The following is a 12633-nucleotide window of genomic DNA, read 5'->3' as shown; positions in this document are numbered from 1 at the left end:
GCTCCTTCACACGGGAGGACTTACAACTGGCCGACGTCGGTGACGCGGACGACCGCCCGGCCCTCCTCGTCCGAGGCAGCCAGGTCCACCTCCGCGCTGATGCCCCAGTCATGGTCGCCGCTGGGGTCGGCGAAGGTCTGCCGGACGCGCCACAGCCCGTGCGCCGGGTCCTCCTCGATGGAGAGCAGCTTCGGACCGCGGGCGTCCGGGCCGGTGCCGAGGTCGTCGTACTCGTCCCAGTACGCGTCCATCGCCTCCGCCCACCGCTCCTCGTCCCAGCCCGACTCGGCGTCCATCTCGCCCAGCTCCCGGAGCTGGTCCAGCGCGGCCAGCTCCACCCGGCGGAACATCGCGTTGCGCACCAGGACCCGGAACGCACGGGCGTTGGCCGTGACCGGCTTGACCTGGTCGGCCTTCTCCTGGGCCTCCTCGGCCGTCTCGACCTCCGGGTTGGCGAGCTGCTCCCACTCGTCCAGCAGGGAGGAGTCCACCTGCCGCACCATCTCGCCCAGCCAGGCGATCAGGTCCTCGAGGTCCTCGGTCTTCAGGTCGTCCGGGATGGTGTGGTCCAGCGCCTTGTACGCGGACGCCAGGTACCGCAGCACGATGCCCTCGGTGCGCGCCAGCTCGTAGAACGACGTGAACTCCGTGAAGGACAGCGCCCGCTCGTACATGTCACGGATCACCGACTTGGGCGACACCGGGTGGTCGCCGACCCACGGGTGGGACTTCTTGTACGTGTTGTACGCGTGCCACAGCAGCTCTTCGAGCGGCTTCGGGTACGAGACGTCCTGGAGCCGCTCCATCCGCTCCTCGTACTCGACCCCGTCCGCCTTCATCGCGCCGACCGCCTCGCCGCGCGCCTTGTTCTGCTGGGCGGCGAGGATCTGGCGCGGGTCGTCCAGCGTCGACTCCACCACCGACACCATGTCGAGGGCGTACGACGGCGACTGCGGGTCCAGCAGGTCGAACGCGGCGAGCGCGAACGTGGACAGCGGCTGGTTCAGCGCGAAGTCCTGCTGGAGGTCGACGGTGAGCCGGATCGTGCGGCCCTCGGCATCGGGCGTGTCGAGCTGCTCGACGACCCCGCCGTCCAGCAGCGAACGGTAGATCGCGATGGCCCGGCGGATGTGCCGGAGCTGGTTCTTGCGCGGCTCGTGGTTGTCCTCCAGCAGGCGGCGCATCGCCTCGAAGGCGTTGCCCGGCCGGGCGATCACCGACAGCAGCATGGTGTGCGTGACGCGGAAGCGGGAGGTGAGCGGCTCCGGCTCGGAGGCGATCAGCTTCTGGAAGGTGTTCTCCGTCCAGCCGACGAAGCCCTCCGGCGCCTTCTTGCGCACCACCTTGCGGCGCTTCTTCGGGTCGTCGCCCGCCTTGGCGAGCGCCTTCTCGTTCTCGATGACGTGCTCGGGCGCCTGCGCGACCACGAACCCGGCCGTGTCGAAGCCCGCGCGTCCGGCCCGGCCCGCGATCTGGTGGAACTCCCGGGCCCGCAGCGTGCGCACCCGGTTGCCGTCGTACTTGGTGAGCGCCGTGAACAGCACCGTGCGGATCGGGACGTTCACCCCGACGCCCAGGGTGTCCGTGCCGCAGATGACCTTCAGCAGGCCCGCCTGCGCCAGCTTCTCGACCAGGCGGCGGTACTTGGGCAGCATGCCCGCGTGGTGCACGCCGATGCCGTGACGCACGTACCGCGAGAGGTTCTTGCCGAACTTGGTGGTGAAGCGGAAGTTGCCGATCAGCTCGGCGATCCGGTCCTTCTCCTCGCGGGAGCACATGTTGATGCTCATCAGCGACTGCGCCCGCTCCACCGCCTGCGCCTGCGTGAAGTGGACGATGTAGACCGGCGCCTGCTTGGTCTCCAGCAGCTCGGTCAGCGTCTCCGTGATGGGCGTCAGCTCGTACTCGTAGGAGAGGGGCACCGGCCGGGTCGCGGAGCGGACCACCGAGGTGGGACGGCCGGTGCGGCGCGTGAGGTCCTTCTCGAACATCGAGACGTCGCCGAGCGTCGCCGACATCAGCACGAACTGTGCCTGCGGCAGCTCCAGCAGCGGGATCTGCCAGGCCCATCCCCGGTCCGGCTCGGCGTAGAAGTGGAACTCGTCCATCACGACCTGGCCGATGTCCGCGTCCTTGCCGTCACGCAGCGCGATCGACGCCAGCACCTCCGCCGTGCAGCAGATCACGGGCGCGTCGGCGTTCACGGACGCGTCGCCGGTCAGCATGCCCACGTTCTCGGTGCCGAACAGCTTGCACAGGTCGAAGAACTTCTCCGACACCAGCGCCTTGATCGGCGCGGTGTAGAAGGTCACCTGGTCATGGGCGAGCGCGGTGAAGTGCGCACCGGCCGCGACCAGGGACTTTCCGGAGCCCGTCGGGGTGGAGAGGATCACGTTCGCACCCGAGACCACCTCGATCAGCGCCTCCTCCTGCGCCGGGTACAGGGTGATGCCCCGCTCTTCGGCCCATGACGAGAAGGACTCGAAGAGGGCATCGGGGTCGGCGTCCGGCGGCAACTGATCGATAAGGGTCACGCCCCCATCTTGCCTTCCTCACCCCCGGAAGGGGGAACCGGCCGGTCGTACGAAGATCACGAACGGTAGGCTGTCCCGTCGACCGGGGCGGGCGACGACGGCACAACGGGGCGGGGTACGCACATGATGGGACCGGCACACTCACTCTCCGGCGCGGCGGTGTGGCTGGGGGTGGGGGCCGCGACCGCCGCGGCGGGCCACCCCATGCCGTGGCCGGTGCTCGTCGTGGGGGCCCTGATCTGCGCGGGCGCGGCGCTGGCGCCCGACCTCGACCACAAGTCGGCGACCATCTCGCGCGCCTTCGGCCCCGTCTCGCGCGCGCTCTGCGAGATCGTCGACAAGCTCTCGTACGCCGTCTACAAGGCCACGAAAACGCGGGCCGACGCCCGCCGGAGCGGTGGCCACCGCACCCTCACGCACACCTGGGTGTGGGCCGTGCTGTGCGGGGCGGGCGCCTCCGTGCTGGCGGTCACGGGCGGGCGCTGGGCGGTCCTGGCGATCCTCTTCGTCCACCTGGTGCTGGCCGTGGAGGGCCTGCTGTGGCGGGCGGCCCGGATGTCCAGCGACGTCCTGGTGTGGCTGCTGGGCGCCACCAGCGCGTGGATCCTGGCGGGCGTCCTGGACCAGCCCGGCAACGGCTCCGGCTGGCTGTTCACCGCGCCGGGGCAGGAGTACCTGTGGCTGGGCCTGCCGATCGTGCTGGGCGCCCTCGTCCACGACATCGGCGACGCCCTGACCGTCTCGGGCTGCCCGATCCTGTGGCCGATCCCGGTCGGGGGCAAGCGGTGGTACCCGGTGGGCCCGCCGAAGGGCATGCGGTTCCGCGCGGGGAGCTGGGTGGAGCTGAAGGTCCTGATGCCGGCGTTCATGCTGCTCGGCGGCGTGGGCGGGGCGGCCGCGCTGAACTTCATCTGATCGTCCCGTTCGGGTGAACGGGGCGCGAAGCCGCTCCACGGAACTGCATGATCCGCTTTCTTCGGATCATGGATTCCGCACCTCTGACACGCCGTCAATTCACCTCCGCTGCAGGAACGGTGGCTGCCGCCGCCGCCCTCCCGGCCGTCACCGCGCCACCCGCCGCGGCGGCGCCCGGCCCCCGCTCCGGCGCCGCCGGTTCCACCGCCGACCGCTCCACCGCGGCCGGTTCCGGCGCCACCGGTTCCACCGCCGACCGGGAGAGATGCCTCGCCGTCGCCCGCGCCCTGCTCGTCCTCGACGAGGACGGCACCCCCCTCGTCCCGCGCTACGAGAAGATCCTGCTCGGCGCCGGACTGCCCAAGCGGCCCTCCTCGCCCAAGAAGGTCCTGGTCCTCGGCGCGGGCCCGGCCGGCCTGACCGCCGCGGCCCTGCTCAAGCGCGCCGGCCACCACGTCACCGTCGTCGAGGCCAACGGCAACCGCGCCGGCGGCCGCATCAAGACCTTCCGCACCGGTGGCCACGAGAACGCCGCCCAGCCGTTCGCCGACCCGAAGCAGTACGCCGAGGCGGGCGCCATGCGCATCCCCGGCAGCCACCCGCTCGTCATCGGGCTGATCGACAGGCTCGGCATCGAGCGGCGCCCCTTCCACTACGTCGACTCCGGCCCCGACGGCAAGCCCCGGTACCGCACCTGGATCCGCGTCAACGGCATCAGCGCCCGCCGCGCCGACTACGCCAGGGACCCCCGGGCGATCAACCGCTCCTTCGGCGTGCCGGAGAAGTACGAGACCGTCCCGGCGGCCGCCATCGTGCGCGCCGCCCTCGACCCCGTACGCGACGAGTACAGCACCCGCCGCCCCGACGGCACCCGGGCCGACAAGCCGATGCCCGAGCTGCTCGAAGGCTGGGCCAGGGTCGTCCAGCGGTTCGGCGACTGGTCGATGCACCGGTTCCTCACCGAGTACGCCGGGCTCGACGAGCGCACCGTCGACCTGATCGGAACCCTGGAGAACATGACCTCCAGGCTGCCGCTGTCGTTCCTGCACACCTTCATCAGCCAGGCCCTCATCAGCCCCGGCACCGCCTTCCACGAGCTGACCGGCGGCACCGCCGTCCTCGTCGACGCCCTCCTCGGCCAGGTCCGCGACGAGGTCCGCTTCGACCGGCGCGTCACCCGCATCGAGACCCGGGAGGAAGGCGAGCGGGTGGTCGTCGACACCGTCTCCGAGGGCCGCGGCGGCAAGGTCGTCCGCGAGCGGTTCACCGGGGACGCGGCGATCGTGACCATCCCCTTCTCCGGTCTGCGGCACGTCCAGATCTCCCCGCAGCCGTCGTACGCCAAGCGCCGCGCGATCCAGGAGGTGCACTACGACAGCGCCACCAAGGTCCTCCTCGAATTCAGCCGCCGCTGGTGGGAGTTCGACGAGGACGACTGGCGGCGCGAACTGGACGCCATCGAGCCCGGGCTGTACGACCGCTACCGCAAGGGCCAGGTGGCGCACGACGGCCGCCTGCTCGGCGAGCACCCCTCCGTGCCCCGGGGCCACCTCTCCGACGACCAGCGCACGCTCTACGCGGCCAACGCCTGGGTCACCCGCGACCAGCCCGAGGCCGCCGGGATCGTCGGCGGCGGCTCGGTGACCGACAACCCCAACCGCTTCATGTTCCACCCCTCCCACCCCGTCCCCGGCAGCCCCGGCGGAGTCGTCCTCGCCTCCTACAGTTGGGCCGACGACGCCAGGCGCTGGGACGCCTACGACGACGAGGCCCGCTACGCGCTCGCCCTGCGCGGCATGCAGGAGGTCTACGGCCGGCGGCTGGAGGTCTTCTTCACCGGCGTCGGCCGCACCCAGAGCTGGCAGCGCGACCCGTACGCCTACGGCGAGGCGTCCGTCCTGCTGCCCGGCCAGCACACCGAGATCCTCCTCGACATGCGCACCCCCGAAGGCCCCCTCCACTTCGCCGGCTGCCACACCTCGGTCAAACCCGCCTGGATCGAAGGCGCCCTGGAATCCGCGGTCCGCGCGGCCCTGGAGGTGCACGGCACCCGCTGACGCCACGCCCCGGGGCCGGGACAGCGCCCGGCCCCGGCCCCTACCCGTGCCAGGACCGCCACAGGGACGCGTACGCGCCGTCCGCGGCGACCAGGGTGTCGTGGGGGCCCAGTTCGGTGATCCGGCCGCCCTCGACGACCGCGATCAGGTCCGCGTCGTGGGCCGTGTGGAGCCGGTGCGCGATCGCCACCACCGTGCGGCCCTCCAGTACCCGGGCCAGGGAACGCTCCAGGTGGCGGGCGGCGCGCGGGTCGAGCAGTGAGGTGGCCTCGTCCAGCACCAGGGTGTGCGGGTCGGCCAGCACCAGGCGGGCCAGCGCGACCTGCTGGGCCTGCGCCGGGGTCAGCGCCAGGCCGCCCGAGCCGACCTCGGTGTCCAGCCCCTCGTCCAGCGCCCGCGCCCAGCCGTCCGCGTCGACCGCCGCGAGGGCCGCCCACAGGTCGGCGTCCGTCGCGCCCGTCCGCGCCAGCAGCAGGTTGTCCCGGAGCGTGCCGACGAAGACGTGGTGCTCCTGGTTGACCAGCGCCACGTGCGCCCGGACGCGCTCGGCGGGCATCCGGGACAGCTCCGCCCCACCGAGGGTGACCCGCCCGGTGCGCGGGGCGTAGATCCCCGCCAGCAGCCGGCCCAGCGTCGACTTGCCCGCGCCCGACGGGCCGACCAGGGCAAGCCGTGTTCCCGGCGCCACCTCCAGCGACACCCGGTGCAGCACGTCCACACCCTCGCGGTAGCCGAACCGCACCTCGTCCGCGCGCACGTCGCGCCCGTCCGGGCGCACCGCCCCGTCGCCGCTCTCCGGCTCGATCTCCCGCACGCCCACCAGCCGGGCCAGCGACACCTGGGCCACCTGGAGCTCGTCGTACCAGCGAAGGATGATCCCGACCGGCTCCACCAGCATCTGCGCCAGCAGCGCGCCCGTGGCGAGCGCGCCCACGGCCATCCAGCCGTTCAGCACGAACACCCCGCCGATCATCAGGACGGCGGCCAGGACGGTGGTGTGGGTGACGTTGATGACCGGGAAGAGGACCGAGCGCAGGAAGAGCGTGTACCGCTCCCAGGCCGTCCACTCCTTGATCCTGCGGTCCGACAGCGCGACCCGCCGCGCGCCGAGCCGGTGCGCCTCGACCGTGCGGCCCGCGTCGACCGTCTCGGCCAGTCCGGCGGCGACCGCCGCGTACCCGGCGGCCTCCGACCGGTAGGCGGCGGGCGCCCGCCTGAAGTACCAGCGGCAGCCCGCGATCAGCAGCGGCGCGGCCACCAGCACGGAGAGCGCCAGCGGCGGCGCGGTCACCGCGAGGCCGCCGATCAGCAGCCCCGCCCACACGACGCCGATGGCGAGCTGCGGCACGGCCTCCCGCATGGCGTTGGCCAGCCGGTCGACGTCGGTGGTGATCCGGGACAGCAGGTCACCGGTGCCCGCCCGCTCCAGCACGCCCGGCGGCAGCGCCACCGACCGTACGAGGAAGTCCTCGCGCAGGTCGGCCAGCATCTCCTCGCCGAGCATCGCGCCCCGCAGCCGCACCAGGCGGACGAACACCGCCTGCACGACCAGCGCGGCCGCGAACGCGCCCACGGTCACCGGGAGGTTCAGGTCCCGCGTGCCCGCCGCGAGCCGGTCGACCAGCGCACCCAGCAGGTACGGGCCGACCATCGAGGCGACGACCGCGACCGCGTTGACGGCGACGAGCACGGCGAACGCGGTGCGGTGGCGGCGCAGCAGGTCCGTCACGTACGCCCGGACCGTCGCGGTGGTGCCGACGGGCAGCGTGGTGGTGGACTCGGGGGCCGCCGGGTCGTACGCGGGCGGCGCCATGCCGGTCGGGGCGCTCATGCCGACTCCTCGATGTCCACCAGGGCTTCCTCCTCGGTCTCGCGGGTGACCACCGCGCGGTAGCGCTCCTCGGTGGCCAGCAGTTCGCGGTGCGTGCCCACCGCCACCGCCTCGCCCTCGTGGACCAGCACCACCCGGTCCGCCAGGTCGAGGAGCAGCGGCGACGACGCCAGCACCACGGTCGTACGGCCGGTGCGCAGCCGCTGGACGCCCGCCGCGACCCGCGCCTCGGTGTGCGCGTCCACCGCCGACGTCGGCTCGTCCAGCACCAGCACCTCGGGGTCGGCGACCAGCGACCGGGCCAGGGCGAGGCGCTGGCGCTGGCCGCCCGACAGCGACCGGCCGCGCTCGGTGATCCGGGCGCGCATCGGGTCGCCGCCGCCGTCCGCCGACGCCTGGGCGAGCGCCTCCAGCACGTCACCGCACCGGGCGGCGGCCAGGGCGTCCCCGGCGGCGACCCGGCCCGACGACGGGACGTCCAGCAGTTCGTGCAGGGTGCCGGACAGCAGCACCGGGTCCTTGTCCTGGACGAGGACGGCGGAGCGTGCCGCGTCGAGCGGCAGCGCGTCCAGGGGCACCCCGCCGAGCAGGACGGAGACATGGCCCTCCGGCTCCTGGGAGGGGTGCCCGCCGAGCCGGTCGGCCAGCGTCCCGGCGAAGTCCGGGTCGCCGCAGACCACGGCGGTGAGCCCGCCCGCCGGGGCGAGCAGCCCGGTCACGGGGTCGTAGAGGTCACCGCCCGGCCGCTCGTGCGCGTCCGTCACGGTGGCTGTCGTGGTGCGTGTCAGGGCGAGCACCCGGGCGGCGCGGGTGGCGGAGGGGCGGGAGAAGGAGTAGGCCATGGCCAGTTCCTCGAACGTGCGCAACTGGTGGTGGGTGAGGGTCACCGCCCCGTACACGGTGACGAGTTCGCCGACCGTGACCCGTCCCTCCAGGGCGAGCTTCGCCCCGTACAGCACCACCACGACCAGCAGCAGCCCGGGCAGCAGCACCTGGACCGCCGCGATCAGGGCCCACATCCGGGCGCTGCGCACGGCGGCCCGGCGCACCTCCTGGGAGGCCGCCCGGTAGCGGCCGAGGAACAGCTCCTCCCCGCCGATGCCGCGCAGGACGCGGAGCCCGGCCACCGTGTCGGAGGCCAGCTCGGTGGCGCGGCCGGCCTTCTCCCGCTGCACGTCGGCGCGGCGGGTGGCGCGGGGGAGCAGCGGGAGGGCGGCGAGGGCCACCACGGGCAGGCCGACGGCGACGACGACGCCGAGGGCCGGCTGGTAGAGGACGAGGCCGGCGCAGACCAGGAGCAGCGTGGTGGCCGCCGCGGCGAACCGGGAGAGCACCTCCACGAACCAGCCGATCTTCTCGACGTCCCCGGTGGAGACGGCGACGACCTCGCCGGCGGCGACCCGCCGGGTCAGCAGCGCGCCCAGCTCGGCGGTCTTGCGGGCCAGGAGTTGCTGGACGCGTGCGGCGGCCGTGATCCAGTTGGTGACCGCCGTACGGTGCTGCATCGTGTCGCCCACCGCGATGGCCGCGCCGAGCAGGGCGATCAGGGCGCCGGCCCGGGCGAGGCCGCCGCCCGAGCCGTCGACGACGGCCTGGACGGCGAGCCCCACGCCGAGTGGGAGTCCGGCGATGCCGAGGTGGAGCAGCAGGCCCCACAGCAGGGTCCTGACCTGGCCGCCCCACTGGTTGCGGCCCAGCCACAGCAGGAAGCGGGTGCCGGACCTGACGTCGGGGTCGCCGGGATCTGCGTACGGGAGTTGGTGAATCTGCATGACGTCCCAGAGGTTCCGTCGGCGGGCGGGGGTGGGTGGGCAGCACGGAGCGGCGGCCGGAAACCGTGCAAGGTTCGCCTTCCGGACCCGGGCACGGCAATCGATTTTCCGGTGGACCGTACGGAACGAGCCACGGTTCACGGCCGCCCTCTGGTGCCGAACGCGCGCCCCGCGCTTCACTCCCGGCCCATGGGACAACGAAAAGTCATGAGCATGCTCACCGCCGCGGTGCTGGCCCTCACCGCGCCGTTCTGCTCCGCCCCGGCCGCCTCCGCCGCACCACCGCCGCCGCCCGCCGAGTTCGGCAGCGACTGGCACGATCCGGTCACCGCCGCTCCGCCCGTACCCCGGCCGGCCGGCGCACCCACCTGCGACATGACCCTCGCCCAGGCGCAGTTCCGCGACTTCACGCCCTACCGGGGCACCTACACGCCCCCCGAGGGCTGCGGCGACCGGTGGAGCACGGTCGTGCTGCGGCTCGACGGCAGGGTGAAGGGACGGCAGTACGACCGGCTCGGCCACCTCGCCATCGGTGGCGTCGAGGTCTTCCGCACCTCCACCCCGCAGCCGTCCCCCGACGGCATCACCTGGTCGGTGGAGACCGACATCACCCGCTACAGCGACACCCTGCGCCGCCCGCAGTCGGTCGAGATGCTCATCGGCAACGTCGTCGACGACACCCACACCGGCGTCATCGACGTCACCGTGACGCTCACGTTCTACGCCGGGACACCCGCCCCGGCCGCCGGCGTGCCCGACCGGGTCATCCCGCTCAACACCCCGTCCCTTACCACCCCGCGCAACACCGAACGCGTCCTCGCGGAGGTGTACGCCACCGGCTCCGGCGGCGGCTGCGAGGAGTACTGGTACCTGACCGTCCCGGACACCGCGCCCTACACGTGCAAGGCGGCCGGCGGGCCGCACCGCGAGGTGCGGATAGCGGTCGACGGACGGCTCGCCGGGATCGCCGCCCCCTTCCCTACGGTCTGGACCGGCGGCTGGTCCAACCCCTTCCTCTGGTACGTGATCCCCGGCCCCCGCGCCTTCGACGTCCGGCCCGTCCTCTACGACCTGACGCCCTTCGCCGCCCTCCTCAACGACGGCCGCCCGCACCGCGTCGAAATCTCCGTCGCCGGGGTGCCCGCCGGGCAGACCGGCTGGTCCGCACCCACCAACGTGCTCGTCTGGCAGGACGAGGGCAGCAGCGTCGTCACCGGCGCGCTGACGCGCCACCAGGAGACCGCGCCCACCGGCTCCTCGGTGTACGCACCCGGCCCGGAGCACCGCGTCGACACCTCGGCGGCCCACCGGCTCACCGTCTCCGGCCACCTCGACACCTCGCACGGCCGCGTCACCACCACCGTCACCCGGTCCGTCACCGGCACCTCCGTCCACCGCTGGACCGACGGCGAGACCCGGGACGCGCTGACGGCGGCCTGGCGGGACGACGAGACCGTCGTCCGGGGCGGGAGCACCACCCGCACCCACCGCACGTACACCATGGACGGCGAGACGACGCTCGGCGCCGGGGAGCGGCTGCGCACCGTCCTCGCCCTCGGCGACCGCGCCGACACCCTCGTCCTGCGGGACGGCGAACGCCCGCGCCGGACACGGCTCCACGCCACGTACGCGGGTGACGCGACGTACACCACGGGCGTCCCGCGCGACCAGCGGCACGCCGTCGGCACCAGCTCCGCCCGCCACCGGCTGTACGGCCCCGGCGGCTGCTACGACCGGAGCCTGACGACGGTCCAGGGGACGCTGACGGAGGACCGCCGCCGCTGCTGACGTGCGGCGGGGCCCGGCCCGGTCGCCCGGCGCGGACCGGGCCCCGCGGCCCTCACTCCGGCCGGACCGAGTCCACGCCCGGCCGGGCCCTCGTCCACTCGCCGCGCGTGAAGTCGGGTATCCGCTGCGGCGCGCCCTTCGCCTTGACCGAGGCGTGGCTCAGCGGTACCGGCGCCGTCCAGGTCGCCCCGTCGTACACGTCGAAGTCCGGGACCAGGCCGAGCCGCATGCACTGCATCAGCCGGTACACCATGATGTAGTCCATCCCGCCGTGCCCGCCGGGCGGGTTGGCGTGCTCCCTCCACAGCCAGTGGTCGAACTCGTCCGCGTACGCCGAGAAGTCCGCCCACTGGTCGTCGTCGTGGTCCGGCTCGATGTATATGCGGGCCGGGTAGTCCTCGAAGACGCCCTTCGTACCGCCCAGGCTGTTGATCCTGCTGTACGGGTGCGGGGTGGACACGTCGTGCTCCAGCCGGATCACCCGGCCCCTGGCGGTCTGCACCATGCTGATGGTGCGGTCGCTCTCGATGTACGTCTCCTTCCAACTGGGGTCGCCCGGAGGCATGTTGGCCTCGCGGTACTCGGCGAGACCCAGCGCGGGCGTGCCGAAGCTGCTGATGCTGACCGCGCGGTCGCCCCGGTTGACGTCCATGTAGTTGGCGACGGGCGCGAAGCCGTGGTTGGGGTACAGGTCGCCGCGCAGCCGGGTGTGCCACAGCCGGCGCCAGGGGCCCTCGTAGTACGTCGGCGAGAACATCAGGCCCCGCAGGTCGTGGTTGTACGCCCCGGCCCCGTGCAGCAGTTCGCCGAACCTGCCGGCGTGCGCCATGCGCAGCACCCGCATCTCGTTCCTGCCGTAGCAGCAGTTCTCGAGCTGCATGCAGTGGCGGCGGGTGCGCTCGGAGAGGTCGACGAGCTCCCACAGCTCGTCCAGCCGCATGGCGAGGGGGCACTCGACGCCGACGTGCTTGCCGTTCAGCATCGCCGTCTTCGCCATGGCGAAGTGGACGTCCCAGGGGGTCGCCACGTAGACGAGGTCGATGTCGCCGCGCTCACAGAGCCGTTCGTAGTCGTTCTCCCCGCCGGCATGGATGGCGGGCGACGGCTGCCCGGCCCGCACCACCTTGGCGGCGGCCTGCTCGGCCTTGGCCTTCACGGGGTCGCAGACGGCGACCACACGGACGCCCGGCACGGCGAGGAACAGGTCGATCATGCTGCCGCCGCGGTTGCCGAGGCCGATGATCGCGACGCGGACGGTGGAGCGCCGCTCGAAGGGCACGCCGGCCATGGTGCGGCCCTGGCGCGGGGGAGCGGCGGGGGCCTCGACCGGGCCGGTCCCGGCGGCGGCAGCGGTGCCGCTCAGCGCGCCGAGCCCCAGTCCGGCGGCGCCCGCCACCCCGGCGGTGGTCCGCATGACGGACCGGCGGCTGGGGGTGTCCTGGCCCCGGTCCTGGTTCCCGGGTGCTGCGTCGTTCATCGAACCTCCAGTGCGTTGTGTGCGCGGCTGGTTCATGAATCCCGGCAAGGACCCTGGCCGTTGGGGTTGGTGATACGCAAGAGGGCTGGTTGGACTCTCGTTCCGAACACATGGACTCTTCTGCGGGCATGGCGCGATGGCGTTCACGCCGAGCCCTGGACGCCGCCGCCCGCCGGTCCCGGCCGGCCCCGCCCCGGCCGCGCGGCGCGCGGCGGGGGTTTCGGTCGTTCTCCCCCGCCATCCGGCCAACGCCCCGCCG

The 12633-nt window shown here is 73.2% G+C and carries 7 protein-coding genes; 3 read left to right on the top strand and 4 right to left on the bottom strand.

Going from position 1 to position 12633, the window contains the following annotated elements; all coding sequences use genetic code 11:
- Positions 1-20: 20 nt before the first annotated feature.
- Entirely contained in the window at positions 21-2534 is a 2514-nt protein-coding gene (locus E2B92_RS04200) for a DEAD/DEAH box helicase (protein ID WP_126888857.1), read from the bottom strand.
- 123 nt (positions 2535-2657) lie between these two features.
- Here E2B92_RS04200 and E2B92_RS04195 point away from each other — a divergent pair, with 123 nt between their 5' ends.
- Positions 2658-3449: a metal-dependent hydrolase gene (locus E2B92_RS04195; RefSeq protein WP_126888856.1), complete on the top strand. Its 792-nt coding sequence runs from the start codon at positions 2658-2660 to the stop codon at positions 3447-3449.
- Positions 3450-3496: 47 nt separating this feature from the next.
- Positions 3497-5506, top strand: coding sequence for a flavin monoamine oxidase family protein (locus tag E2B92_RS04190; RefSeq protein ID WP_133087390.1), 2010 nt, complete (start codon positions 3497-3499; stop codon positions 5504-5506).
- Positions 5507-5546: 40 nt separating this feature from the next.
- Here E2B92_RS04190 and E2B92_RS04185 read toward each other — a convergent pair whose 3' ends face one another.
- Both E2B92_RS04185 and E2B92_RS04180 read right to left on the bottom strand, forming a co-directional pair.
- Positions 5547-7337, bottom strand: a complete 1791-nt coding sequence (locus E2B92_RS04185; protein ID WP_126887363.1) for an ABC transporter ATP-binding protein — start codon at positions 7335-7337, stop codon at positions 5547-5549.
- Entirely contained in the window at positions 7334-9109 is a 1776-nt protein-coding gene (locus E2B92_RS04180; RefSeq protein WP_126887364.1) for an ABC transporter transmembrane domain-containing protein, read from the bottom strand. The genes E2B92_RS04185 and E2B92_RS04180 overlap by 4 nt, the downstream gene beginning before the upstream one ends.
- A gap of 189 nt (positions 9110-9298) precedes the next feature.
- On the opposite strand from E2B92_RS04180, the gene E2B92_RS04175 reads away from it, so the two are divergent.
- Positions 9299-10897 carry a peptide-N4-asparagine amidase gene (locus tag E2B92_RS04175; RefSeq protein WP_185923664.1) on the top strand — a complete coding sequence of 533 codons (1599 nt, stop codon included), beginning with the start codon at positions 9299-9301 and terminating at the stop codon, positions 10895-10897.
- Positions 10898-10949: 52 nt separating this feature from the next.
- Here E2B92_RS04175 and E2B92_RS04170 read toward each other — a convergent pair whose 3' ends face one another.
- Positions 10950-12374 carry a Gfo/Idh/MocA family protein gene (locus tag E2B92_RS04170; protein WP_126887366.1) on the bottom strand — a complete coding sequence of 475 codons (1425 nt, stop codon included), beginning with the start codon at positions 12372-12374 and terminating at the stop codon, positions 10950-10952.
- Between the last annotated feature and the right edge of the window lie 259 nt (positions 12375-12633).

The organism is Streptomyces sp. WAC05374, assembly GCF_004353505.1.
Taxonomy (GTDB): Bacteria; Actinomycetota; Actinomycetes; order Streptomycetales; family Streptomycetaceae; genus Streptomyces.
Note: the sequence above shows the minus strand (reverse complement) of the source record. Positions and strands in the feature narration are given on the sequence as shown.

Excerpts from the sequence above, each read along its gene's own strand:
- E2B92_RS04195 (WP_126888856.1), top strand. The coding sequence starts at position 2,658 with ATGATGGGACCGGCACACTCACTCTCCGGCGCGGCGGTGTGGCTGGGG.
- E2B92_RS04190 (WP_133087390.1), top strand. The coding sequence starts at position 3,497 with ATGATCCGCTTTCTTCGGATCATGGATTCCGCACCTCTGACACGCCGT.
- E2B92_RS04185 (WP_126887363.1), bottom strand. The coding sequence starts at position 7,337 with ATGAGCGCCCCGACCGGCATGGCGCCGCCCGCGTACGACCCGGCGGCC.
- E2B92_RS04180 (WP_126887364.1), bottom strand. The coding sequence starts at position 9,109 with ATGCAGATTCACCAACTCCCGTACGCAGATCCCGGCGACCCCGACGTC.
- E2B92_RS04175 (WP_185923664.1), top strand. The coding sequence starts at position 9,299 with ATGGGACAACGAAAAGTCATGAGCATGCTCACCGCCGCGGTGCTGGCC.
- E2B92_RS04170 (WP_126887366.1), bottom strand. The coding sequence starts at position 12,374 with ATGAACGACGCAGCACCCGGGAACCAGGACCGGGGCCAGGACACCCCC.